Origin of the sequence: Halovivax ruber XH-70 (genome assembly GCF_000328525.1) — an archaeon.
Classification (GTDB): Archaea; Halobacteriota; Halobacteria; order Halobacteriales; family Natrialbaceae; genus Halovivax; species Halovivax ruber.
On record NC_019964.1, the window covers coordinates 1,127,042 to 1,152,168 of the forward strand.

General features: G+C 64.6%; 23 protein-coding genes. 11 read left to right on the forward strand and 12 right to left on the reverse strand.

The genetic code is table 11. The features are described 5' to 3' along the window. Window positions 1-11: 11 nt before the first annotated feature. Window positions 12-398 (forward strand): Zn-ribbon domain-containing OB-fold protein, encoded by a 387-nt coding sequence (locus HALRU_RS05305; protein ID WP_015300374.1) that lies wholly within the window; start codon window positions 12-14, stop codon window positions 396-398. 52 nt (window positions 399-450) lie between these two features. On the opposite strand, the gene meaB is transcribed toward HALRU_RS05305, so the two are convergent. Together meaB and HALRU_RS05315 are read right to left on the reverse strand one after the other, a co-directional pair. Beyond that, entirely contained in the window at window positions 451-1,596 is a 1,146-nt protein-coding gene (meaB, locus tag HALRU_RS05310; RefSeq protein WP_015300375.1) for a methylmalonyl Co-A mutase-associated GTPase MeaB, read from the reverse strand. After that, window positions 1,593-2,009, reverse strand: coding sequence for a cobalamin B12-binding domain-containing protein (locus tag HALRU_RS05315; RefSeq protein ID WP_007697638.1), 417 nt, complete (start codon window positions 2,007-2,009; stop codon window positions 1,593-1,595). Before HALRU_RS05315 ends, meaB begins: the two co-directional genes overlap by 4 nt. A 200-nt stretch (window positions 2,010-2,209) precedes the next feature. Between HALRU_RS05315 and HALRU_RS05320 the strand changes: the two genes are divergently transcribed. Together HALRU_RS05320 and HALRU_RS05325 are read left to right on the forward strand one after the other, a co-directional pair. Then, entirely contained in the window at window positions 2,210-2,884 is a 675-nt protein-coding gene (locus tag HALRU_RS05320) for an HD domain-containing protein (RefSeq protein ID WP_015300376.1), read from the forward strand. A gap of 144 nt (window positions 2,885-3,028) precedes the next feature. Next, window positions 3,029-3,586 carry a DoxX family protein gene (locus HALRU_RS05325; protein WP_015300377.1) on the forward strand — a complete coding sequence of 186 codons (558 nt, stop codon included), beginning with the start codon at window positions 3,029-3,031 and terminating at the stop codon, window positions 3,584-3,586. Window positions 3,587-3,628: 42 nt separating this feature from the next. Here HALRU_RS05325 and HALRU_RS05330 read toward each other — a convergent pair whose 3' ends face one another. From HALRU_RS05330 to HALRU_RS05340, 3 genes are all read right to left on the reverse strand, one after another. Next, window positions 3,629-4,309, reverse strand: coding sequence for a LysE family translocator (locus tag HALRU_RS05330; protein WP_015300378.1), 681 nt, complete (start codon window positions 4,307-4,309; stop codon window positions 3,629-3,631). Window positions 4,310-4,405: 96 nt separating this feature from the next. Continuing rightward, window positions 4,406-6,904 carry a DNA topoisomerase I gene (locus tag HALRU_RS05335; protein WP_148680449.1) on the reverse strand — a complete coding sequence of 833 codons (2,499 nt, stop codon included), beginning with the start codon at window positions 6,902-6,904 and terminating at the stop codon, window positions 4,406-4,408. A 252-nt stretch (window positions 6,905-7,156) separates the two neighbouring features. Next, window positions 7,157-8,548 carry a serine hydrolase gene (locus HALRU_RS05340; protein ID WP_015300380.1) on the reverse strand — a complete coding sequence of 464 codons (1,392 nt, stop codon included), beginning with the start codon at window positions 8,546-8,548 and terminating at the stop codon, window positions 7,157-7,159. 199 nt (window positions 8,549-8,747) lie between these two features. On the opposite strand from HALRU_RS05340, the gene HALRU_RS05345 reads away from it, so the two are divergent. The 4 genes from HALRU_RS05345 (at window position 8,748) to HALRU_RS05360 (ending at window position 13,417) form a co-directional block, all read left to right on the forward strand. Next, window positions 8,748-10,217 carry an MATE family efflux transporter gene (locus HALRU_RS05345; RefSeq protein WP_245547803.1) on the forward strand — a complete coding sequence of 490 codons (1,470 nt, stop codon included), beginning with the start codon at window positions 8,748-8,750 and terminating at the stop codon, window positions 10,215-10,217. A 248-nt stretch (window positions 10,218-10,465) separates the two neighbouring features. After that, a complete protein-coding gene (locus HALRU_RS05350) occupies window positions 10,466-11,719 on the forward strand; it encodes an MFS transporter (protein WP_148680450.1) in 1,254 nt (417 codons plus the stop codon). Window positions 11,720-11,820: 101 nt separating this feature from the next. Next, window positions 11,821-12,723, forward strand: coding sequence for a DUF7351 domain-containing protein (locus HALRU_RS05355; RefSeq protein ID WP_015300383.1), 903 nt, complete (start codon window positions 11,821-11,823; stop codon window positions 12,721-12,723). Window positions 12,724-12,772: 49 nt separating this feature from the next. Further along, complete coding sequence (locus tag HALRU_RS05360; protein ID WP_015300384.1) at window positions 12,773-13,417, forward strand: cupin domain-containing protein; 645 nt, start codon at window positions 12,773-12,775, stop codon at window positions 13,415-13,417. A gap of 110 nt (window positions 13,418-13,527) precedes the next feature. Here HALRU_RS05360 and gatB read toward each other — a convergent pair whose 3' ends face one another. Beyond that, entirely contained in the window at window positions 13,528-15,018 is a 1,491-nt protein-coding gene (gene gatB, locus HALRU_RS05365) for an Asp-tRNA(Asn)/Glu-tRNA(Gln) amidotransferase subunit GatB (protein WP_015300385.1), read from the reverse strand. 183 nt (window positions 15,019-15,201) lie between these two features. Here gatB and HALRU_RS05370 point away from each other — a divergent pair, with 183 nt between their 5' ends. Genes HALRU_RS05370 through HALRU_RS05380 form a run of 3 tightly spaced genes read left to right on the forward strand, consistent with a single transcriptional unit; the run spans window position 15,202 to window position 20,248 of the window. Next, window positions 15,202-15,525, forward strand: a complete 324-nt coding sequence (locus HALRU_RS05370; protein ID WP_015300386.1) for a DUF7518 family protein — start codon at window positions 15,202-15,204, stop codon at window positions 15,523-15,525. Window positions 15,526-15,564: 39 nt separating this feature from the next. Beyond that, window positions 15,565-19,137, forward strand: a complete 3,573-nt coding sequence (smc, locus tag HALRU_RS05375; RefSeq protein WP_015300387.1) for a chromosome segregation protein SMC — start codon at window positions 15,565-15,567, stop codon at window positions 19,135-19,137. Further along, a complete protein-coding gene (locus HALRU_RS05380) occupies window positions 19,130-20,248 on the forward strand; it encodes a segregation and condensation protein A (protein WP_015300388.1) in 1,119 nt (372 codons plus the stop codon). Before smc ends, HALRU_RS05380 begins: the two co-directional genes overlap by 8 nt. 60 nt (window positions 20,249-20,308) lie before the next feature. Here the strand turns inward: HALRU_RS05380 and HALRU_RS05385 are convergent, their stop codons facing one another. Next, window positions 20,309-21,004 carry a phosphoribosyltransferase gene (locus HALRU_RS05385; RefSeq protein ID WP_015300389.1) on the reverse strand — a complete coding sequence of 232 codons (696 nt, stop codon included), beginning with the start codon at window positions 21,002-21,004 and terminating at the stop codon, window positions 20,309-20,311. Between the two features lie 113 nt (window positions 21,005-21,117). On the opposite strand from HALRU_RS05385, the gene HALRU_RS05390 reads away from it, so the two are divergent. Beyond that, complete coding sequence (locus HALRU_RS05390) at window positions 21,118-21,807, forward strand: VOC family protein (protein ID WP_015300390.1); 690 nt, start codon at window positions 21,118-21,120, stop codon at window positions 21,805-21,807. A 33-nt stretch (window positions 21,808-21,840) separates the two neighbouring features. Here the strand turns inward: HALRU_RS05390 and HALRU_RS05395 are convergent, their stop codons facing one another. The 5 genes from HALRU_RS05395 to HALRU_RS05415 all read right to left on the reverse strand — a co-directional run bounded on the left by HALRU_RS05395 (window position 21,841) and on the right by HALRU_RS05415 (window position 25,122). Then, complete coding sequence (locus HALRU_RS05395; protein WP_007697621.1) at window positions 21,841-22,137, reverse strand: DUF5779 family protein; 297 nt, start codon at window positions 22,135-22,137, stop codon at window positions 21,841-21,843. Between the two features lie 62 nt (window positions 22,138-22,199). After that, entirely contained in the window at window positions 22,200-22,814 is a 615-nt protein-coding gene (locus HALRU_RS05400) for a winged helix-turn-helix transcriptional regulator (protein WP_015300391.1), read from the reverse strand. A 94-nt stretch (window positions 22,815-22,908) separates the two neighbouring features. After that, window positions 22,909-24,015: an SPFH domain-containing protein gene (locus HALRU_RS05405; RefSeq protein ID WP_007697618.1), complete on the reverse strand. Its 1,107-nt coding sequence runs from the start codon at window positions 24,013-24,015 to the stop codon at window positions 22,909-22,911. Between the two features lie 120 nt (window positions 24,016-24,135). Beyond that, window positions 24,136-24,744, reverse strand: a complete 609-nt coding sequence (locus tag HALRU_RS05410) for an NfeD family protein (protein WP_015300392.1) — start codon at window positions 24,742-24,744, stop codon at window positions 24,136-24,138. A 63-nt stretch (window positions 24,745-24,807) separates the two neighbouring features. Further along, the gene (locus HALRU_RS05415; protein ID WP_015300393.1) at window positions 24,808-25,122 is read right to left on the reverse strand and encodes a DUF7312 domain-containing protein; all 315 of its coding nucleotides are present in this window, start codon (window positions 25,120-25,122) and stop codon (window positions 24,808-24,810) included. Window positions 25,123-25,127: the final 5 nt, after the last annotated feature.

Below are 25,127 nucleotides of genomic sequence, written 5' to 3' on the forward strand. Positions count from 1 at the left end.
GAGGTGGTCGCATGAGCGACGACGTTCGCCACGACGGCTACGACGACTGGCTCGACCCCCTGGAGACCGACCAGGCGTTCTATCTCGAGTGTTCGGCGGGACACGGCTCACTTCCACCGCGACGGGTCTGTCCCGAGTGTGGGTCCGGGGACCTTTCGAAGACGGCGCTCCCCACGGCCGGGGAACTCGACACGTTCACGGTCACTCACGTTCCGACCCCGGCGTTCGCGGACGACGCACCCTACGCCACCGGGATCGTCGACTTCGGCCCCATCCGAGTAACCGGTCGCGTCCTCGAACTCGATCCGGACGAGATCGAACCCGGACTCACCGTCGAGGCGACGGTCATCGAGACGGACACGACTGGCGAACGGCTCGTTGGGTTTCGGCCGCGGTAGAAATGGAAACGCAGCGGTTGGAACCTCGGTTGCTACCCGCTCGGTGCTATCCTCACTCGACGTCGAGCTCCTCGAGACAGCCTTCGACGGGATCGAGTACGTCGCTGGCGATGGTGTACGGATCGGTCTCGCCGCGCTGGACGGCCTCGGCGAGTCCGTCGACACCGCCGTGGCGCTCCAGTTCGGTTTCGAGCATCTCGTGGACATCCTCGCGGAGGAGCGTCCGAATCTCTTCGGCGTGGCGACGGTGGCTCCGAGCGGCGAGTTCGCCCGACTCGGTCAGGTACTGTCGGTGATCGGCGAAGGCGTCGAGCAGCGCGTCGATTCCGTCTCCGTCGGTCGCGATCGTTTCGACGATCGGTGGCTGCCAGGAGGCGCCGACGTCGCCTCCGTCGGTCTCCTCGTGGTCGCCCTGTGTTTCGTTCTCGGCATCCCCGTCGTGGGTGGCCCCCGGACCGTGGTGGCCGGCGCTTGCCCCGAAACGCGGGCCGTCGCCGAGTTCGATCATCTCCATGAGTTCCTGGACGGTGCGGTCGGCGCCGTCGCGGTCGGCCTTGTTGACGACGAAGACGTCGGCGATTTCGAGAATCCCGGCTTTGAGCGTCTGCACGGAGTCGCCCGATCCCGGTGGGACGAGGACGGCGACGGTGTCCGCGGTGCGGACGATGTCGATCTCGTTCTGGCCGGCACCGACGGTCTCGATGATGATCTTGTCCTTGCCGAAGGCGTCCATGGCGGTGACGGCGTCCGTCGTCGCCGTCGAGAGGCCGCCGAGGGTGCCACGGGCGCTCATCGAGCGGACGAAGACGTCCATGTCGCCGATCGTCGAGGCCATTCGGATACGGTCGCCGAGGACGGCCCCGCCGGTAAAGGGCGAGGAGGGATCGATCGCGATGATGCCGACTGTCTCGCCGCGCTCGCGGTAGGTCTCGGCCAATTTGTCGACGAGCGTCGACTTACCGGCACCGGGAGAGCCGGTCACCCCGATGACGTCTGCGGTTCCGGTGTGATCGTAGAGGTCCGAGACCAGTTCGCGGTAGCCGGGCTGGCGGTTCTCGATCGTCGAGATGGTGCGAGCCAGCGCCCGGTGGTCGCCCGCGAGCAATCGGTCGACGAGCGACGGTTCGTGAGCGGCCTCACCGCCATCGGGGAGCCTGTCTTCGGGAGCGGCGTTCCCGCCTGCGTGCTCGTCGCTCATCGCTCGGGGGCGTTCTCGCGGACGAACTCGATCGTCTCCTCGATCGAGGTGCCGGGGCCGAAGATCGCGGAGACGCCTTCGTCGGCGAGTCCCTCGCGGTCTTCTTCGGGAATGACGCCCCCGACGAGTACGAGCGTATCCTCGGCGGCCCCGTACTCTTCGAGGCCGTCCATGACCTTGGGGACGAGCGTGTTGTGTGCGCCGGAGAGGATCGAGATCCCGAGCACGTCGACGTCCTCCTGGACGGCCGCCTGAACGATTTCTTCGGGCGCCTTGTGCAGACCCGAGTAGATGACTTCGAAGCCAGCGTCGCGGAAGGCCCGGGCGATGACGTGGGCCCCACGATCGTGTCCGTCGAGGCCGACCTTCGCGACGAGACAGCGAATCGATCGACCCGCCTGTTCGGTACTCATGGGCGGGGATTCGACCCCGGCGCGTTTGACTCTAACGGACTTTCGCCGCTGACGGTCGGAACGACACCGTCTGCGGCCACATGCGGACACCGATTCGTCAGCCGATTACAGATTTGCACCCGAACCAAAGGCTAAAGACCCAATCTGCCCAATATCCACGTAATGAACGACGGACGTGTCTACTATCGGAGGGATCTATCGTGGGCGTCGAAATAACCGAACCGGACGTCAGCGACGCGGAGTACGAGGCTATGAAGCGATTCGTCTTCGAGTACCTCGCCGCGAGCGTCGAGAAAGAGGACGATGGCGGCCGTATGCGCTGGTATCCGTGGCACTCCGCGGAGTACCGCCACAATCACATTCTGAACGTGACCGATCTCGCCGCCGACATCGCCGAGGCGGAGGGGGCAGCGGTCGACGTGACGAAGACTGCGGCGGTCTTTCACGACGTTGCGAAGCTGGAGACTGCCCAGGATCGCCACGCCGAAGCGGGTGCCCGGATCGCACGCGAGTACCTGCAGTCACAGGGAGAATACCCCGAGTCGTTCGTCGATCAGGTCGCTCGTGCCGTGGAGAACCACTCCTATCAGGGATCGGTGAGCGATCTGCCACTCGAGACGCAGTGTCTCATCGAGGCCGACCTGCTCGATAAGGTCGGTGCGAACGGGACGGCACTGATGCTCCTCAGGATGGGATACGAGTCTCGCGTGCACATGGACGCCGACGAGATGGTCGAACGCGTCCTCGAACGAGGCGTCGATGCCGTCAGCCGGGTCGAGAGCGAGACGGCCCAGAGTCTGGCACACCAGCGACTCAAACGAGTCAAGTGGTTCCGGGAGTGGCTCGAAGACGAGATTGCCGGGATGGGCGAGTAACTCCGGAGCGGGATCACGTACTACGCTCAGGTGTTTTCCGGTGCGATGACTCCCGCCTGCTGAGAGCCGTTCTTCGGCGGTGGGAACGGCCGTCCTCTTATAGGTGATGTTGGCACCTTGGTGTATCTGTAGAGGTGACCGACGATGTCAACGACCAACGCAAACCGGCTCGAGGCCCAGTACGGAGGAATTTCCCTTTCGGGATCACCCCACGCACTCAGCGCGTGGACGGTAGTCGCGTTACGAATCGTGATGGGTGGTGTGATGCTGTTCGCCGGCCTCGGTAAGGTGAGCGAGTGGCCGTTCGACGCGAGCGGCTTCCTCGTCCACGGTGTCGATGCCGCGAGTCCCGTGAGTGGACTCTACGCGGCGATGGCCGAGACGCCGATCGTCCTGGAGACGATCAACGTGGTCGTCCCGGCGACCCAACTCCTGATCGGGATCGCCCTGATTACGGGTGCGTTCGTTCGACTGGCGGCGCTCGGCGGGGCGATGCAGATGACCCTGTTCTACCTCGGCGGCTGGGCGGGGGACTGGCTGGCCCTGTTCGACTCGACGCTGGTCTACGCGTTCGTCTTCCTCGCGATCGGGGCGTTCGCGGCGGGACGGATGGCCGGCCTCGACAGCCGCATCGAACGGCTCCGCGTGGGCGGTCGACCACTCCTCGAGCGCTACCCACGGCTCAGGTACGTCCTGGGCTAAAATGGTGAGCGCCGAACGCCCTCGTTTTTCGACGCCGTTCTTCTAGAGCAGTCCCGTCGCGCCCATCGTCAGGAAGAGCACGCCGAATCCGGCGAGGACGAGGCCACTCGCACTGGCGATGACGGGCGCGAGTTCGTCGACCCGGTTTTCCGCCTCGACGAGCGTCGCCGGGAACGTGACGACCCAGAGTCCGATCCCGGCGAAGAAGCCGAGCAAGAGCGTCGGTGACCCGGTCTCGACGACGAGCGACCCGGCGAGGTCGGCGCCGACGTACGGGACGTGCGAGAAGACGTCGAGCGTCCCCTCCTCGAGGAGGCCGACGCCTACCGTGAGCCAGAACCCGATCTGGTAGGGGTTCGTGGCGGCCAGGACGAACGTCTTCCGGAATCCGGCGGCCGGATCGTCGCTATCGACGCGCGAGGCGAAGGCGTCTTTCGCACTTCGGAACGCGTCGACGGCGAAGTAACACATCAGGACACCGCCGAACAGGTAGAGGAGGGGTCGAATCGCCGGCTGGGCGTCGATCACCGCGACGACGCCGACCAGCGTGAGGACGAAGAAGAGTGCGTCTGCCGTGAACGCGCCGAGCCCTGCTTTGACTCCCGGATACCAGCCCCGGAGCACACTCTCTTCGGCGATGATGGCGTTCATGGGGCCGGGCGGCGCGGCGAGAGCCAGGCCGAAGACGGCGCCAACAGCGAGCGTTCCGACGGATTCGAACACGCTCACACATCGGCGCGAATCTCACAAAAGCTTCCCGGTGGCGGCTATCGCAACAGAACGTGTTCCAGCCGGATCATCTCGGAGTGGATCCGCCGTTCAGGCCTTTGCTTGCCAGCTTCGGACTCGGTCCGCACTGACGCCGTCGACGTCGCTGGCGATCGCGTCGGGATCGGCGTCCGAGAGATCGTCGACGCTCTCGATGCCGGCCGCCGCGAGTTTCTCCGCGGTCTTCGCCCCGATGCCGTCGAGGGCCTCTAGGTCGGAGCCGCTCTCGGCCTCGCGTGCCTGGTACTCCCGATAGTTGCAGATGGGACAGCCGAGTTCCCAGGGTTCGTCGTCATCGTCGCCGTGCACCCGTAACTCGGGCAGGTCGTGTTCGTCACAGCGCTCGTCGGTCACCTCGATCTCGCCGCGACGTGGCAGCGGGAGCGAGTACTCGCAGTCGGGGTAGCGCGTACACCCGACGAGCCGTGAGCCGCTCTGGAGGGTCTTGATCGCGAGCTCGCCGCCGTGCTCAGCACCGCATTCCGGACAGTCGCCGATCACCGGCCCCTCGCCCGCGTCGTCGGCCGCACACTGTGGACAGCCGTGGACGAACGTCTGGCGCCCGGCGAGCATCTTGATCTCTTTCAGGTCGTGTTCGTCACAGGTGTCGTCCAGAATGTGTGGTTTCCCCGTCGAGGGGAGCTGGAGGGTGTACTCGCAGTCTGGATAGCCGTCACAGCCGACGAAGTACGAGCCGTAGCGGCTGCGTCGAACGAGGAGGTCCTCGCCGCACTCGGGGCAGGGGCCGAGGCGCTTGTCGTCCTTGAGCGACTTGCGGAGGTGGTCGCCGATCTCGTCGCGCGAGTCGGCGAGTTCGTCGAAGATCTCGTCTAACATCTCGCGGGACTCCGCCGTGACGTCGTCGAGACTGGCTTCGCCGGAGGCGATGGCGTCCATGTCGGCCTCTAACTGGGCGGTCATCTCTTCGCTGACCACTTCGTCGGCGAACTGCTCGGCGGCATCGACGACGGCCATCGCGAGCCGCGTCGGCCGTGGCGGATCGTCTTCGACGTAACCCCGGTCGTAGAGCTTCTCGATGATGTTGTGTCGGGTCGACTTCGTCCCGACACCCATCTCCTCCATGGTCTCGATCAGGCGGGACTGGCCGTACCGCCGTGGCGGCTGGGTCTGCTTTTCCTCGATCTCGGCATCGGACAGCGCGAGCGTCTCGCCCTCGGTGACGTCGGGGACGAAGTTCTCGCTCGTGTTGAAGTACGGATAGACGGCGTGGTAGCCCGGTTCGACGAGTCGTTTACCGTTCGCCTTGAGCGAGTGGTCGGCGACGTCGGCGACGACCTTGAGGTGTTCCCAGCGAGCGGCATCGGCGAGCGTCGCGTAGAATCGGCGGACGACGAGCTCGAAGATCTCCCACTCGTCGTCGCTCACCTCGCCGCGGGCGGGGATCTCGCCCGTCGGGTGGATCGGCGGGTGGTCGGTCGTCTCCTCGTCGCCCTCGGTGGCGACAAGGTCGTCGTCGGTCTCGAGTAAGTCCTCAGCGCTCTCGCCGAGCGTCGGATGGCCGACGAAGTCGTCGAGCAGCGCCTCCGGATCCAGATCGTCCGGGTAGACCGTGTTGTCCGTTCGCGGGTAGGTCATGTACCCCGCAGTGTAGAGATCCTCGGCGATCGACATCGCGCGCTTGGCCGAGTAACCGATCGCGCTGGCCGCCCGAATGAATTGCGTGGTGTTGAACGGGGCGGGCGGCGTGTCCGTGCGCGTTCGTCGGTTGACGTCGACGACCGTCGCCTCGCTCGCCGACGAGAGCGTCTCGAAGACCGACTCGGCAATCGACTCGTCCCAGACCCGCTCGGCCTCGTTGTCGTCCTCGTCGCGATAGAAGTACTGGGCTTCGAACGCGTCTCCCTCGTCTTCGTCTTTTGCGAGCTCTGCGAACAGCTCCCAGTAGTCGTCCGGATCGAACGCTTCGATCTCGCGTTCGCGATCGACCAGGAGTTTCAGCGTGGGGCTCTGGACTCTCCCGACCGAAATGAAGTCGTTGCCGAGCTGGCCGGCCGACAGCGAGAGGAATCGGGTCAGCGACGCGCCCCAGACGAGGTCGATGATCTGGCGGGCCTCGCCCGCGGCCGCCAGGTCGAAGTCGAGCGATTCGGGCTGGTCGAACGCCCGCGTGACCTCGTTCTCCGTGATCGAGGAGAATCGCACGCGGCGGATTGGCACGTCTTCGTCGACGTCGCGGACGATCTCGTAGGCCTCCTTCCCGATGAGTTCCCCTTCGCGATCGTAGTCGGTCGCGATCGTGACCTGTTCGGCTCGCCGGGAGAGGAGTCGGAGCGTGGCGACGATATTCTCCTTCGTCGGCCGTTTCTCGACGCTAGCGTCGATCAACTCGACCGGTTCGACGTCGCGCCAGTCGCCGTACTCCGGCGGGAAGTCGACGCCGACGACGTGACCGGAGAGCCCGACGCAGCGTGTGCCGCCCCACTCGTAGACGTTGACGCCGTTCTCGCGCGTCGACTGCATGGACTCGCCGCTCAGGATGTCGGCGATCCGTCTCGCCGCGTTGTCCTTCTCCGTAATTATCAGTTCCACGCTGGCGCACCTCCCACGGGGTTCGTGCCGGTCGTCATTGGGGGCGGCTACGCCGGTTGCCCCCATAACCGTTTCGGCGCTAATCGCAAGACAGCGCGGGTGTGCGCGTCGTACGCGGGCGTTGCGCGCACGTGAGGTCCACGCGGATAGGCTGACGTCGCGGAGAGAGTCTGACGTGACGGTGTTCGGCTCCGTCGGCTGTCAAACCGAGGTCGGTGCGACGGTATCGAATCGATCGCGACTCGCCTCGCCTCAGCACTGGTGGAGACGCCAGCGATCGATGAAGCAACTCAGGTCTCCGCCTTTGCGAACGAACCGGACGGGTATCCGGTCACCGGCTGCCGAGACCGCGTCGAACCGGCCGGCCTCGACGTCGGTCGGAACGAGCGGTTGCCACTCCCCATCGCCGTCGATCGGCCCACCGATCCTGAGTCGGAGGGTTCCACCCGCCGGTTCCACTGCGGCTCGCTTGATTCCGCGGTAGGACTCGTACTCGCCACTGAGCTCCTCGAATCGGGCTCGTCGGCTGAAGAACGGTAGCGTCTCCGGGTCAGTTCCGGTCAGAGCCGCGAAGACCCCTTTCCCGAGCTCGGCGAGGCCGTAGCCTGGCGACGTGTTGGCCAGGAGGGCAATCGCGACGTCGTGGTCTGGACTGAATCCCGCGTAGGCCGTAGAGATGGCTATCGAGCCGCCGTGACCGATCAGCGACTCGCCGCCGACGTCGCGGGTTCGCCAGCCGTAGCCGTACGGCCCGGCCGGTGTTTCGGCGTGCGCCTCGTACGCTCGTTGCAGCGTCTCCTCGTCGCAGAGTCGTGTGCCGTCGAGCTCCCCGCCTCGCAGGTGCATCCGAAGGTATCGGACGAGGTCCGTCACCGGTGCGAGCAGTCCGCCCGCGGCCGCGCTGTGTTCGCGGATGGGAAGCGGATACGGCGTTAGCTCGTCGTCCTCGGCGAAGTAGGGCGTCATCCGATCCTCGAACGAGTCGAACCGGTCGCCGTCGAACGTGGAGCGGTCCATCGCTAACGGGCCGAGAATTTTCCGACTGACGTGGTCGGTGTAGGCGGTTCCGGTGACTGTTTCGATGACTTCGCCGACGAGTGTGTACCCCGAATTGTAGTACTGCCAGTGTTCGCCGGGGTCGTCCGTGATTTCGTCCGTTGCGCTCTCGACGTGTGCGAGGACGTCTTCACGCGATCCGAGTGGGACGCCGGCTTCGCCGATTCCCAGTTGCCTGCCAAGGAGCGCTTCGCTCACGGCGAGCGAGGGAAAGCCAGACGTGTGCGAGAGGAGGTGGTGGAGCGTGATTTCGTCCGGAATATCGACGTCGAGGTAGTGGGTGACCGGATCGTCGAGCGCCAGCTCGTCCGACGCGACGAGCTGGAGCGTCGCGAGCGAGGCGAACGACTTCGAGACGGAGCCGATGCCGTAGACGGTCTCGGACGTCGCCGGGTCGTTGGACTCTATGTCTCGCGACCCGTATCCCGTCGCGTACAGGACGCCGTCCCGGTCGGAGATCGCGAGGCTCAGGCCGGGGATGTCGTCCTCGGCCAGTCGGTTCCGGAGCAGTTCGTCGATCGTATCGACGGTTTCTGGGTCGAGCGATGCGTGCTCCCGCGCTCGAGACCGTTCCCGATCGTGTGACATACCCACACCGTCTCGGTCGGCCGCCATCAACGTTCAGATGCCGGCACGGCCGTCGTCTACGCCGCTGATTGCAACTCTTGACGCCGAGCGCGGATCCGTACCGGCAACGGCACCGTGGAGTGCCACCATTTAACTACCGACTCCACGAGTCCCCACGCGAGAGTTACTCGTGTCACAGCCAGACCGCAAGGGGATCGACATGACGACGGGCGCGATCACGCCCAAACTCTTTCACCTCTCCTGGCCGCTCGTCCTCGGAAACCTGCTGCAGACGGTCTACAACCTCGCGGATATGTTCTGGGTCGGGCAGATTCCGGGCGATCAGGACGTCGGCGTCGCCGCGGTCTCGCTCATGTTTCCGCTCTCGTGGATGTTCGTCTCGACGGCGATGGGGCTGACCGCGGCGACGATCTCGCTGGTCTCCCAGTACGTCGGCGCCGATCGGCGACGGACGGCCGATCACGCTGTCGCGCAGTCGATCCTACTGGCGATCGCCGCGTCGAGCGTGCTCGCGGCGGTCGGCCTGTACTTCAGACGACCGATCCTTCGGTTGATGGGCGCACAGGGGCCGGTGTTTGCCGATTCGCTCGCCTACATCGAGGTGATCTTCCTCACGCTCCCGCTCACGTTCTGTTTCTTCGTGTTTCGATCGGCCCTCCAGGGCGCTGGCGACACCCGAACCGCGATGTGGCTGGTGCTCATCTCGGCCGGGATCAACGTCGTCATCGACCCGTTCTTCATTCTTGGGTGGGGTCCGTTCCCCGCGCTGGGGACGCGCGGGGCCGGGATCGCCACGTTCATCTCACGCGGCGTGGCGACGGCGGCCGGCATCTACATTTTACTCCAGGGGACGTACGGCGTCGAACTCCATCTCGGGGATCTCCGACCCGATCCGGCCATGCTCTACCGGTTGCTCGACGTCGGATACCCGGCGACGCTCGATGGCTGGGTTCGCAGTTTTGCGTCGGTGGCCATGGCGGGCTTCGTCGCCCGGTTCGGTGGCGCGGCGATCGCGGCGTACGGCATCGGTGTTCGACTGATGTCGGTGACGTGGTCGGTCTCGGGGGCGGTCGGCCAGGCGACCGCGTCCGGAGTCGGGCAGAACCTGGGTGCCGGCTTGCCCGAGCGAGCGCGGACAGTGGCCCGAACCGCGACGCTGGGAACGATGGGATTCATCGCCGTCTGTGCGGCGCTGGCGTTCGGCTTCCCCCACGAGGCAATGGGCGTGTTCGTCGACAGACGGGCGACGATCCGAGAGGGGGTTGTCTTCCTCCGGATCGTCGCCCCCTTCTGGGCGCTCTTCTCGGCCGTGATGGTCATCCAGGGCGCGTTCCGCGGGGCGGGCAACACTCGCGAAGCGATGGTCCTCTCCCTCCTGTCACGCTGGGTGTTTCGCGTGCCTGTCGCGCTCGTCCTCGCGTTCACGGCCGTGACGGTTCCATACACGTCGATTACGATCCCAACCGTCCCCTCGATCGACTACGGCGTTGCGGGTATCTGGATCGCCTACGCCGTCGGCATGGCCGCCACGTTCGTCGTCGCCGTCGTCTGGTTCCGCGTCGGGAACTGGACGGAGGCTGTCATCGAAGACGAGGGCCCACCCGGTCACGCGGCCCCCGGTGAGCCGATCGAGGAGGGCGACGAAGCGCCCGAGTATACTGACGACTGACCGAACGATCCTCGGCCGGGATGCCAACCGACGCCGGTTGGGACCGGTGCGGCCCTCTCTCGACTGCAGTTGAACCCGTGTCGATACGACCATGCTATCGGCATCCGGTGCTGGGCGACCCGGAGGTACCCGATACAGACGCCGGAACAAGTGTAACCTGTGTTACTGCAATCGAGTGTGGTCGCCGACGCTACAATAATCAATTTTCGGACACGTTTACGGGTCTTGCGGCCGGTTCACTCGATACGATGAGCGAGACGACGAACGAGACGAATGCAACGGTGTGGCGATTCTACGCCTACCGGATCACCGTCTCGAACGGCTTCTATCTCCCGGTGAGCGTCGTGTATTTACAGCAGGTTCGCGGCTTCGGACTCGACGAAATCGGCCTCGTTCTGGGGGCGTTCTCCGTCGCGATGGTCCTCGCGGAGATTCCGACGGGGTACGTCGGTGATCGGCTCAGTCGACCGAATAGCCTCCTGCTCGGAAACGTGATTATCGCGACGTTCATGGTCGGCTACACCGTCGTCGAGACGCCGCTCGGCTACGTCGCGCTCCACGCGTTCTGGGCGATCGGCTGGGCGTTTCGTTCGGGCACGGCGGACGCCTGGCTCTACGAACTCCTCGCGAGAGAGGGCGAGGCGGACGAGTTCACTCGCGTTCGCGGTCGAGCGACGACGGTCAAACTGGGATTCGAGGCGGTGATGGCCGCGTCGGCGGGTTTCCTCGTCGGATACGGCTGGGAGGTTCCCTTTCTCGCTAATGCACTCGTCGCGGTGGTCGGGATTCCGCTATTGATCACCGCGCCGCGGTCGCGACCGACGTCGCCTGCGGCGGCGGACCGGGATGCGCCCGACGCGGAGCCGTTCACCGTTCACGAGGCTATCCGTTCACTGCGAGTGTCGTTCGCCCGGACGGATATCAGATGGTTCGTCGCGTACGTGACGCTGATTTCGATGCTGTATCAGGTCATCAGGGTGTTCGAGCAACCCGGACTCGAATCGGTCGGGCTCCCGGTCGCCGGTTTCGGATTGCTCTACGCCGCGTTCAAACTCGTCTCCGGGGGTGCGGCGGCGACCGCCGGCTGGGTTCGAGACCGGCTTGGCGTTCGCCTGACCTACACGCTGGTTCTTCCGGTTTACGGCGTCGCCTCGATCGCCATCGCGCTGGTTCCGTTCGCACTCGTCCCACTGTTCTTCACCAACCGGGGGATCAGAACCATCCTCAACCCGATTCGGAATCAGTACCTGAACGATCGGATCGACGACGTCGGCCGGGCGACGGTTCTCTCGGGGGTCTCGATGAGCAGTATGCTGGCCGGTGCCGGTGGGAAATTCGTCGTCGGCGCGCTGGCCGACGTGATGGGGCTGGTCACCGTGCTCTCTGCGACCGGCCTGATCATCGTCGTCGCGGCCGCCGGACTGGTCTTCGTCACCACGCCATTCGGCGACCGTGAACCGAACCGTGCAGGGACTGCGGTCGATGTCGATCCGGGCGACTGACCCGGCTTCGGTCCGGGTTGATCGAACCGAATAGGCGGTTCCGTTCCAGCGCCCGAATCGATGCCGCAACGATTAGGGTGCCGTCCGACGACGTCTCTGGCGTGACTCGCGAGGATTCGTCCAACCCGGGCCCGGCGCCCTCGGATCCGTTCGCGCTCGTCGGCAACGAAATCAGAGCCGCTATCGTTCGAGCCCTCGGCGATCCCGACGTCCGCGGCGGGCCGCCAGTCGCGTTCTCCGCCCTCCGGGATCGAGTCGATGTCGACGTCCGGAGTAGCCAGTTCAACTATCACCTCGGCCAGCTCGTCGGCCACTTCGTCGAGCGAACCGACGACGGCTATCGTATCCGTCCCGAGGGACGCGTCCTCTACCAGGCGCTCTCTGCCGGCTCGTTCGACCGCCGGGTCACCGAATCGACGACGCCCGCCGGCTTCGCCTGCCACTACTGCGAGGCGCCCGTCGATGCCGTCGTTCACGAGGGTGAACTCCGGATCCAGTGTCCCGACTGCGACTATCGGTACGACGTCACGACCGTTCCACCGGGAATCGACGCGGCGGCGGACCTCGATCTCGACGGAATCGCCCGCTTCACCCACCAGAACCACCTCGCGTTCGCCCGCCGCGTCTGTCCCACCTGCGGACAGGAGCCGACCGCGACGGTGCTCGAACCCGACGAGACGCCGTTTCCCACCGACGATCGCCGGGTCGTCTCCGCGTTCGTTCACTGTCGAAACTGCAACGACGCGCGCTACCTGTCGATCGGTGAGGCCGTCCTTGCCGACCCGGCGCTACGCGCGTTCTGTCACGACCACGGCCTCGACCTCCTGACGACACCGCTGTGGGAACTGGAGTTCGCCGCGACCGACCGAACCGTCACGGTCGAATCACGCGACCCGTGGCGGATTTCACTCGTGGTCTCACTGGAGGGGGAGCGCCTCGAACTGATCGTCGACGGTGACCTGACGGTGCTGGACCGTCACTGCGAAGGGATCGAGGACGCGTAATTACGTCTCCACCCGGGACCGTTTTGGGCATCCGATCCGATTTACGGACGTGAAACGCGCCTCGTTGGCGGACGAATTCGAATCGACAAACGACCCTGGCTCTCCTGCGGACTCGTTGACGGGAAGCCCGTCGTTCGTGCGGCGTTCGCTCTCGTCCTCGCTCGAGACGTCGGCCCTCGCGATAAACCACTACCGGATAGCTCCCGGTGAACGCTTCCCCGCCGGGTTACACGCCCACCGCGATCAGGCGGAGGTCTTCGTCGTCCTGTCCGGAGAAGCGGCCTTCGCGACGCTCGATGGCCAGGTCGCTGTCGGCTCGCACGAAGCGATACGCTTCGCTCCGGGCGAGTACCAGGCCGGCCGGAACGACGGCGAAGACTCGCTGTCAGTACTGGCGCTCGGCGCCCCGCGGGATAGCGACGACGTGCGCATCCCGATCGCGTGTCCGCCCTGTCGCGGCGACGACCTCCGTCTGGATTTGGCTGGTAATTCGCTCACGTTCGCGTGTACCGAGTGCGACGATCACTGGGAACCTGCAGCGTGTCCCGCCTGTGGAGGCGAGGATCTGCGAGTCGTTCTCGGACAGTCGGACGAACCGGTCGTCGCCTGTCAGACCTGCACCGCGACGTTCGAGCGGCCGCCGATCGAGGGCGAGTGGGAGGCGCGTGGACGGGGAGGAAAGCGGATCGACTGAGTCTCGAGTTCGTTGGCGTCCGAGCGCGTCTGAATGGGTGTGGTGCGTTGGCGGATGGCGTGAAAAACGAAGGAACGCCGTGGTGTCCGAGTGGACGTCTCGGTCCGGTCCTACTCTTCGAGTTCGGCACGCAGGAGCTGGTTGACGGTCCCCGGATCGGCGCTGCCGCCGGTGGCCTGCATGACCTGGCCGACGAGGAAGTTGATCGCGCCGTCGTCACCCTCGGCGTAGTCGGCGACTGCATCGGGGTTGTCGGCGATCGCGGCTTCGACGGCGGCCTCGACTTCACCCTCGTCGGTCTTGCCGAGCCCTTCGGCTTCGACGATCGCGTCCGGAGCTGCTCCCTCGTCGAGCATCGTCCGCAGGACGATCTCCTTCGCGTTCTTGGCGGTGATCTCGTCGGTGGCGACGAGTTCGACCAGCCGGGCGACCTCGTCGAGGCGATCCTCGAGTTCCGTGATCGCCATGTCGCGGTAGTTGAGTTCACCGAGCAGTTCGTCGGCGACCCAGGTCGCGGCGAGGTCGGGATCGAACTCGCTCGCCAGATCCTCGTAGAAGTCGGCGACCTGCTTGGTCGAGGTGAGTTTCGAGGCGGCTTCCTCGCCGAGGGCGTACTCCTCGCGGAAGCGCTCGCGGCGGGCCCGTGGGAGCTCCGGAATCTCGATCTCCTCGCGCCAGTGGGCGACCTGCAGCGGCGGAATGTCGGCTTCTTCGAAGTAGCGGTAGTCCTTCTCCTCGGCTTTCGATCGCATCGAGACCGTAATGCCGCGACTCTCGTCCCAGTGGCGCGTCTCCTGTTCGACGACGCGCCCGCGCTGGATGGCGTTTTTCTGCCGCGTCTCCTCGTAGGCCAGCGCCTTTTCTGCACCCTTGTGACTCGAGATGTTCTTGACTTCGGTCCGGTTCGCCGATTCGAGCGCCTCCGTCGAGAGTTCGCCGTTCTCGTCGGCTTCCGCGGCCTCGACGATCGAGAGGTTTGCGTCGACGCGGAGACTCCCGTCGCGTTCGGCGTCGAAGACACCCAGGTACTCGAGTACCTCCTCGAGTTCGGCCAGGAAGGCCCGGACTTCGGCTGGGCTGCGGAAGTCGGGCGCCGTCACGATCTCCATCAGCGGCGTCCCGGCGCGATTGTAGTCGATCAGGGTGTACTCCGCGGAGTCGATGCCTCCGCCGCCTCCGACGTGCTGGAGGCTGCCCGGATCCTCTTCAAGGTGGGCGCGTTCGATCTCGATGGGGCGTCGCTCGCCCTCGACGCGCACCTCGAGTTCGCCCGACTGGCAGATCGGCTCGTCGTACTGGGTGATCTGGAAGTTCTTCGGCAGGTCGGGGTAGTAGTAGTTCTTCCGGTGAAAACGGGTCTCCTGGGGGATCTCCGCGTCGATCGCCTTCCCGATCTTCACTGCAGCTTCGACGGCGGCCTCGTTGACGACCGGCAACGCTCCCGGCAGGCCGAGGCAGACGGGACAGACGTGTTCGTTCGGTTCGTCCGCGTCGCCCGTCGAACACCCACAGAAGATCTTCGTCTCGGTCTCCAGCTGGACGTGGACCTCGAGCCCGATGACGGTCACGAGCTCACCCTGCTGGACGGTCTGGGCGGTCATTGGACGCGTTTCGGACCCTGTGGCTTAAAGGATAACGGAGCGACGCTCGCGGGCCGGTGAAGCGACTGCCGGTCTCCCGCCCAGCACCATCGTCTCGGTGTCTCTGGACGCTTTCGAGGTAGTGTCAAAATCAAAGACTGTGTCTGACACACGTTTATGTGGCCCGAGCAACCCCTAGCTGGTATGCCGAGAAATCGCGTCGAGGAACTCGAGTCGACGGTTCGTGAACTCGAGTCGACGGTCGAGGGCCTCACCGAAGAACTGGTCGAATCGAAGGAGCGAATTCGCGTCCTCGAGGATCTGCTCGATGCCGAACAGCAGACGCGAGTGCCGGAGCGACGGGCGACCGAGGCTCGCGAAGCCGGCCCCGACGACGTCGCGGCCGCGACCGCCGAAGCCGACGCCGACCCGGCCGACCTCGGACTCGAGGCGGACCCCGAAGCCGAGGCGGTCGAGGAACAGGACGAACCACAAGAGTCAGGTACCGACGAAATCATCGTCGCGTAAAGGATCCGCGCTTGCGGGTGCGCGGAGGTTCGTACGGAAATGCACATCAAAGCCCTCGTCCTCGACAACTTCAAGAGCTTCGGACGCAAGACTCGAATCCCCTTCTACGAGGACTTCACCGTCATCACGGGGCCGAACGGCTCCGGCAAGTCGAACATCATCGACGCCGTCCTGTTCGCCCTGGGGCTCGCCCGGACGCGGGGCATTCGCGCGGAGAAACTCACCGATCTCATCTACAACCCCGGGTACGACGACGGTGAGCGCCCCGCGAGCACACGCGAGGCCGAGGTCGAAGTCATCCTCGACAACGCCGACCGCACGCTGGAGCGCTCCCAGGTGGCCACAGCCGCTGGCTCCGACGACGTCGGCGACTGCGACGAGATACGCATTCGCCGCCGGGTCAAACAGACCGAGGACAACTACTACTCCTACTACTACCTGAACGGTCGCTCGGTCAACCTCACGGACATCAAGGACCTGCTCGCTCAGGCCGGCGTTACGCCGGAGGGGTACAACGTCGTCATGCAGGGCGACGTCACCGAGATCATCAACACGACGCCCCACAGTCGTCGTGAGATCATCGACGAGATCGCCGGCGTCGCGGAGTTCGACGCGAAAAAGGAAGATGCGTTCGAGGAACTAGAGGTCGTCGAAGAGCGGATCGACGAAGCCCAACTGCGCATCGAGGAGAAACAGACCCGGCTCGACCAGTTAGAAGACGAGCGCCAGACGGCGCTTCGCTATCGCCGCCTCCGTCGCGAAAAGGCCGAGTACGAGGGGTATCTCAAGGCCAGTGAACTCGAGGACAAGCGCGAAGAACGCGACGACGTCGAAGCTCGCGTGGACGATCTCGAGGACGAACTCGAATCGTTACAGCGAAGCCTCGACGAGAAGCAGGGCGCCGTCGTTCGTCTTCAGGAAGATCTCGAGGACTTAAACGACGAGATCGAGCAGAAAGGCGAAGACGAGCAGTTGAAGATCAAAGGCGAGATCGAGGAGGTCAAAGGCGAGATCGCTCGGCTCGAAGACAAGATCGAGACCGCCGAGGAGCGTATCGAGGCAGCCGAAGCCGATCGGCGGGATGCGTTCGTCCAGATCGACCGCAAACAGGAGCGCGTCGACGACCTCGCCGACGAGATGCGCGAGTGCAAACTCGAGAAGGCCTCCGTCACCTCGGAGATCCAAGAGCGCGAAGCCGAGATCGAGTCGCTGGAGACGGAACTCGAGAACGTCGACACCGAGTACGACGAGGTGAAAGCCGAACTCGCCGAGTGCAAGGACGCCGTCGAAGAGGCAAAGACCGAGAAGAACGACCTCCAGCGCGAGCAGGACCGATTGCTCGACGAGGCCAGGCGACGCTCGAACCAGATCGCCGAACTCGAATCCTCGATCGAGGAGACCGAGGAACTGCTCCCCGAACTCGAAGACGAACGATCGGAACTCGAACGCGAACTCGACAAGGCCGAGACCAACCGCGAGAACATCGACTCGGTCGTCACCGACCTCAAACGCGAACGCTTCTCGCTGCAGGACGACGTCGACGAACTCGAGGACGAACTCCAGGCCAAACAGCAGGAGTACGCAGAGCTCGAGGCGAAGGCCGGCGAGAGTGGGGACTCCTCGTTCGGTCGTGCGGTGACGACGATTCTCAATACCGGGTTCGACGGCGTCCACGGCGCGGTCGCCCAGCTCGGGAGCGTCGACGGTGCGTACGCCACGGCGTGTGAAACTGCGGCGGGTGGGCGACTCGCGAACGTCGTCGTCGACGACGACGGTGTCGGCCAGCGCTGTATCGATCACCTCAAATCGAAGAACGCCGGGCGGGCCACGTTCCTCCCGATGACGGAGATGTACTCCCGGAGTCTCCCCTCCGCGCCGTCGGATCCGGGTGTCGTCGACTTCGCGTACAACCTCGTCGACTTCGACGACCAATACGACGGGATCTTCTCGTACGTCCTCGGGGATACCCTCGTCGTCGAGGATATCGAGACGGCCCGGTCGTACATGGGCGACTACCGGATGGTGACGCTGGACGGCGACCTCGTCGAGAAGAGCGGTGCGATGACCGGTGGGTCGCGAAAGGGCTCGCGCTATTCGTTCTCGACGGACGGCCGCGGCAAACTCGAACGCGTCGCGACCCAGATCACCGAGTTGCAAGACCAGCGCGACGACCTGCGTGACGAACTCCGCGACGTCGAATCCAGGCTCGACGACGCGCGTGATCGCCAGACCGATGCAGCCGACGAGGTCCGTTCGATCGAGAACGAGATCGAGAAGCTAGACGAACAGCGCGATCGACTCGAGGCGGAGATCGAATCCGACGAGGCCGAACTGGAAGACCTCGAAGCCGAACGTGAAGAGGTCGACGAGGAGATGACGGACATCTCCGCCCAGATCGAGGCCAAACAGGACGAGATCGACGAGATCGAGGGGACGATCGCCGATCTCGAGGCGGAACTGGCCGACTCGAAGATCCCCGAACTCACGGGCCAGATCGAAGACTTAGAAGCCGAGATCGACGAGCGAACCGAGCGGATCGACGAACTCGACTCGAAACTCAACGAACTCGAACTCGAGAAATCCTACGCCGAGGAGGCGATCGACGACCTCCACGACGAGATCGAAGCGGCCCAGAATCAAAAGGCCGACTACGAGGAACGAATCGAGACCTTCGAGGACGAGATCGAGTCCCAGGAAGCGGTTCTAGAAGAAAAGCGGGCCGCGGTCGCCCAACTCGAAGACGAACTCGCGGAACTCAAAGAGGAACGGACTGGTCTCAGGGACGACCTCGACGAGGCCCGTCAGGAACGCGACGAGGTCCAGGACGAGGTCAACGACGTCGAAGCGGACCTCTCGAACGCTCGGGAGCGCCTCGACGCGCTGGAGTGGGAGATCGACTCCTTAGAGGAGGAAGTCGGCGAGTACGATCCCGAGGAGGTGCCGGACCACGACACCGTCGTGGAGATGGTCGACCTCCTCGAAACGGACATGCAAGCCCTCGAACCGGTCAACATGCTCGCCATCGACGAGTACGCCGAGGTTCGAGACGAACTCGACGAACTCGAAGCGAACCGCGAGACGCTCGTCGAGGAGGCCGAGGGCATTCGTGAGCGCATCGAACGCTACGAGAGCCTGAAGAAAGAGACGTTCATGGAGGCCTACGAGGCCATCAACGAACAATTCACGGAGATCTTCGAACAGCTCTCGGAGGGAACCGGGTCGCTCCACCTGGAGAACGAGGAGGACCCGTTCGATGGCGGCCTCACGATGAAGGCCCAGCCGGGCGACAAGCCCATCCAGCGTCTCGACGCGATGTCGGGCGGCGAGAAGTCCCTGACTGCACTCGCCTTTATTTTCGCTATCCAGCGGCACAACCCCGCACCGTTCTACGCACTCGACGAGGTCGACGCCTTCCTCGACGCGGTCAACGCCGAACGCGTCGGTCGGATGGTCGACCAACTGGCGGGCGACGCGCAGTTCGTCGTCGTCTCGCACCGCCAGGCCATGCTCGACCGGTCCGAGCGGGCGATCGGTGTGACGATGCAACAGGACAACGTGAGTGCGGTGACCGGCATCGACCTGAGTGAAGAGGGGGTTGTGGCTGATGACTAGCGATGCTCCCGAGGAACCGCAGGTGACGACGGAACCCTCGGAAGATGCGAACGGGGAGCGTGAGCGACCCGTGAGTGAGGATGGCGAGGAGCCGCAGGCGACGAATGCAGCCGATGGGACGGCCGCAGGAACGGACACCGAGACAGAAACGGACGAAGCGGCCGACGACGAGATCCCGCTGTCGATCGCTGGGCACGAAGACCGCGACCCGCCGGACGGCGCGTCGTCGATGCTCGACTTCGGTGACGAGTCGGCAGTTTCGGACGATCCGTTTCCGGCGGAGGTTCCCGAGGCGGCGGACGATGACGACGAGGACGTTCAGCCGGTCGAGTTGCTGGTACAACTCGCGAAGGACGGCGAGATCGATCCCTGGGACATCGACATCGTCCACGTGACGGATACGTTTCTCGACGCCCTCGACGAGGCGGATCTGCGGACCTCCGGCCGGGCATTGTTCTACGCGAGTGTCCTCTTGCGGATGAAGAGTGACGTGCTCTTCAGCCCCGACGAGCCTGACGAGGAGGAGTTACCGCCCTGGGAAGCGGCGTTCGTCGACGACGAGGGGCCGGTCGACGATGGCGGTGACGCACCCGGGTTCGATCCCGTCGAGCGGCTCGAAGCCGAGATGGATCGGCGGCTCGAACGCCAGCACGCCCGCGGCAAACCCGAGACGCTCGACGAACTCGTTCGCGAACTTCGCGACGCCGAACGCGGGTCCTGGTGGAAGCGCTCCAGAGAGTACGACACCTCGAACTCGCCGTCGGGGTTCAATCGTGGTGTCCAGGAACTCAGCTACCACTCCGAGGACGCCTATCGTGGCGTGGACGAACCGACGGCGGACGACGTCACCCACACCCAGCACGACGAAGAGATCGACGCCGTCATCGCCGACGTCGAGGCGGCACTCGCGCCACACTACGAAGGTGGTCGTGAGGAGGTACTCTTCGCCGAGATCGAGGACGCCGGTGGGTCACGCGTGATGACCTATCTCGCCTTGCTGTTTCTGGCACACCGAGGGCAACTCCGCCTCGAACAGGACGAGCTGTTCGGCGATCTCTGGATACAGCAGGTGCCAGTCGAAGTCGAAGCGAGCGAAGCGGTGGCGGATTGACGGCGGAGGAGACGCGCGATTACGGCCGTGGCGCGGTCGGACTTCGGTAGTTATTGCTTGTTAGTCCGTGAGGCGCCACTCGTCGCCGCGGACGGTTTCGATGACGTCGCGTCGTTCCATCTCGGAGAGGACCTCTTGCAGTCGATCGGGCTGGGCGATCTCCATCTCGATGCGCTGGATGTCGTGCGTATTCGCGAGGAAGTGACGGATCTCCTCTTCGGTAAACGTCTCCTGGTCGGTCGACTCCATGACGCCCGAGATCAGGTCGATCATATCCTCGATGAAGTTCCACGGATAGACGATCCAGGCCCACTCTTCTAGGCGTTCGCCGACGTACTCGGGTTCGAACTCGCTGGTTCCGAGCAACTGGAGGGTGGCGGTGCGGACGGTTCCCGCGCCGCGGTCGGTGACGTACTCGTGGGCGTGTTCGATCGACCCGCCGGTGTCGGCGATGTCGTCGATGATCAGGACGTCCTTGCCCTCGACGCTTCCTTCGGGCATCGGGTACCTGACCGTGGGCTCGTCGGCCTTCTCGGCGGCGCCGACGTAGTGTTCCATCTTCAGGCTCGTCAGGTCGTCGAGGCCGAGGAAGTCACAGAGACATCGGCCGGCGAACCAGCCGCCGCGCGCGAGCGCGACGATCACGTCCGGTTCGAACGTGTCTCGTCTAACTTGCTCGCTCACGTCCCGACAGAGGCTGTAGATGTACTCCCAGTTGGTGATCGTACAGCTGAAGTCCTCCGGTAGCTCGGACATCGTGTGCTCTGCCGGGAGATGGGCGTACCACCGGTTAAGTCATCCGTTGTCGGTTCGCGTGACCGACGGTACAACTGGCCTACTCATAAACGGCTGTGCCTCGAACGACCCGTATGCTCGACGAACTCGCCTGGCTCGGTCTGGAGGTGAAGTACCTCGACGCGGCGCGATCGTTCTACGAGGAGACGTTTTCCCTGTCGATCGTGACTGCAACCGAGACGGAGATCCGGTTCGAGACCGGTCCGTCGGAACTCGTGATTCGACGGCCGATCGATCTCCCGCGTGGCGGTCTCCACACGCACTTCGCCTGTTCGATCCCAGCAGCGGAGTTCGACGCGTGGTGGGACCACCTCGAACCGGCGTTCGACCTCGAGGAGGTCCAGTTCGGTGACGCCAGATCGCTCTACTGTTACGATCCCGACGGCAACTGCGTCGAACTCGGGCAGCGCGATGTCGACGGTCCGGGTATCGACGGCATCTTCGAGGTGGCACTCGAGGTGGCGTCGATCGATCGGTCGCGATCGTTCTACGAACGGCTCGGTTTCGAGACGGTCGATACCGGGGCCGACCGCCGACGAATCAGGATGGACGGCCCCGTCGCACTGGAGCTCTGGGAGCCCCAACTCGGTATCGCCGACGCCCGGGGCGGCGTCCACGTCGACCTCGGATTTTCCTGTGCCGATCCAGGGACAGTGGTGGAGCTGGTCGAAGACGATGCGTGCGAGACGACGGCGCGTGGCTCCGACCGGGTAGTCATCGATCCAGACGGCCACGTGCTGACGTTCACCGACTCGGCTGCCTAACGGCTTGTGGACCGGGCGGCGCTCGTCGGTTCCTTACAGTCGGCTGTTGTCGACGGAGACGCCGGGCGGTGTGACGACGAGGAACCCGCGGAAGTGAACCAGGTTGCCACCGGCTTCCGAAACCTCACGAGCGAATCCGGACGCGAGTTCGTTGACGTCACCGTCGACGTCGAGCAAGAGGACGCTGCCGTCGCTCACGGTTTCGATCCGTTCTTCGTCCGGTGTCGTCCCGTCGAGCACGTCGAGAACCACGTCGGCATCGACGACGTCGGTGTCACCGTCCTCGATGTGTTCTTCCATCGCCCGCAGGTCGAGGTCGAAGTCGCTCATGTACCCGCAGTTCGCGTGTGACGGCAAAAGCGTTCCCCACCCGTGGGCACAGACCGGTGCGATCAGCCGTCGTACACGAGAAGTTGATCGGCCTTGTCGGCGAGCGAGACGGCGTCGGAGCCGAAGGATTCGGCGTGGCTGACGACCAGAAGCAGCACGGTTTCTGGTCGGACGAGCGAGTAGCCGTCCTCGCGCGAAAGTAATCCGTGGGTCTCGAGTTCGCCAGCATACTTGCTGATCGTCGGTGGGGAGACGTCCAGTGCGGTTGCGAGGTCGTTCGCACCCGCATCCGGCGATCGGAGCAGTTCGAGTATCATGCCACGAGGGGTCTCCCGACGGAGGTACCCGAGCGCTCGTTTCTCGAACTCGTCGAAGCGCCCTGTCTGGACGTACCGGCGGTAGTCCCCGTCGCGGAACTGCTCGATCGATCCGGCCGATTCGAGCGTTCGCAGGTGGTGCTGGGTCTCGCCGGTGCCGAGTTTGAGGTCGTCCCGGATCTTCGAAAAGTGTGCGCCCGGTGTCGTCGACAGGTAGCCGGTGATCGCGTCACGTGGCTCGCTGTCGCCGGTCGCGGTCGCGGTGCTCGCCGATCCGACGAGCGATGCGCTGGCGCCAACGGTGGCGAACCGGCGTAACGTGGCCCGTTTGTCTTCGTCGACGCGATCGTCACCGGTCATGCGACTCTACTGTCTCCTCGGTCTCCTCCGTAAAACCGGTTTCGTTCGATTTTCGTTTCGCGAACAGAACGTTCACGGCAACTGACCGGTCCGATTACTGCCCGGAGCCGCCGTCGATCTCCTGGTCCATCTCCTCGATGACCTCGTCTGGGTCCGTAATCGTCGCCGGGTCTTTGCCCTCTTTGATCGCCTGGGCCTCTTGCTCCATGGCTTCGACGTCCATGTCGGCTTCCTTGTCGATCTCGCCGATGATCTCGGCGATGTCGTCGAGGCCGATCAGTTCACGGGTCTCCTCGTCGAACTCGAGACTCTCCAGGGATTCCTCTCCCTCGGAGACGTCGCTCCCGCTTAGGTGCTTGCCGTAGCGACCGACGAGCGAGGACAGTTCCTGCGGGAGGACGAACGTCGTGGACTCGCCCTGGCCGATCTCCGAGAGCGTCTCCATCCCCTTGTCGATGACCGCGCGTTCGCCCATCGATTCGGCGGACTTGGCCCGAAGGACCGTCGAAATCGAGTCACCCTGTGCCTCCAGGATCTGGCTCTGTTTTTCACCCTGTGCGCGGATGATGTCGCTTTGCTTGTCACCTTCGGCCTTTTCGACGGCGCTGCGGCGTTCACCCTGGGCCTCCAGGATCATGGCACGGCGTTTTCGCTCGGCGGAGGTCTGCTGTTCCATCGCCTGCTGGACGTCCTTCGAGGGGTTGACCTCGCGGACCTCGACGCTCTCGACGCGGATCCCCCACTCGTCGGTGGGTTCGTCGAGTTCTTCGCGAATGTGGGCGTTGATCTGCTGGCGTTTGTTGAGCGTATCGTCGAGCTCCATGTCGCCGAGCACCGCCCGCAGTGTCGTCTGGGCGAGGTTCGAGACGGCCTTCTTGTAGTTGTCGACCTCGAGGAAGGCCTTCTTCGCGTCCATGACCTTGATGTAGACGACCGCGTCGGCGGTCACGGGCGAGTTGTCCCGGGTGATCGCTTCCTGCCGCGGGACGTCGAGCGTCTGTGTTCGCATGTCGAACGTGTACGTCTTCGAGACGAACGGCGGAACGATGTTGATGCCCGGCTCCAGGAGTTTGCGGTACTCACCGAAGACGGTCAGCGCACGCTTTTCGTACGCGTTGACGATCTCGATGGCACTGAGTAGCGACGCGACGACGACGACCAGTGCGAGTGCACCGATGATCAATAGCGAGGTAGTTGCCATACCGGATTGTACAAGCGGCCGTCTCAAAAGTGTTGCCGTTCGTGAATGTGACTGATCGGAATAATGGGATGTGCGGTTCGGGGAGAACTGCTGCCCCCTGACCTGGGTGAACGCGGCCGATTACCCGGAACGTTCGGTTTCGACGTCTGTATCCACCGAGTCCGCTGCGTCGTCGTCTGCTTCCAGCTCTCCCGTGTCGACTGTCTCCCCATTCGATTCGGCCTCGCGGCCCCGTTCGAGCGCACGATCGATCTCGTCACGCTCCACCGACTCGAGCGGCTCGACGGTGAGGACGTTGCCGCCGCCGGGATCCAGGACGATGACCTCGGTCCCCTCCTCGATGTCGCCGGTTCTCGACCGGGCGCTGTAGAAGGGGGCAAACCCACCGCTCTCGAGTTTCACCTCGCCCTGACGTGACGTGACGGTGTCGGTGACGTAGCCGGTCGCCCCCGCGAGACTGCTCGAACTACTCGTCTGGGCGCGTCCCTTGCCACCGTAGAAGTCGAACTCGCGGTAGACCCACGTCGCCGCGACGCCCACCACGAGCGTCAGCGCGGCGAGTGCGAAGATACCCAGGCCGCCGAATACGACGCCGATCAACCCGGCGCCGGCGAGCGCGACGCCGATGACGATCAGGTACGCCCCTGGAGACATCGCCTCCAGCACCATCAGTACGAGGCCAGTGGCGAGCAACACGAGCGCAGTGTTCGACGCCAGCGTCTCGAGCATACGAGGTCCTAGGGCGTCACCGTAATTAACTGTTTACGAGGTGATTTTTCGTCAGCGCCTCGCCTAGAGGGCGACGCCGGCCAGGCGGACGAAGAGCGCGACGGTCGCCAACGCACCGAGAACGACGAACGCGGCGTTTTCGGCGTCGATCGACCCGGACCGGACGGGCGTCGAGAGCGGTTCGGGAACGCCCGGCTTCGACCGGGCGGCTTCGTCGTCCGAATCCGTCTCTTCGAACTCGCTCGTCGATCCGCCGGGTGTCGTCGGCCGCAACTCGTCCCGGGCATTCGCGGATTCGTCTTCCGGCTCCTCGGTTCCTGGGGCGTCTGGTTCGTTTGCTTCGTCGACGGCTCCTGAGTCCGTCCGTCGCTCGGTCATTGCTC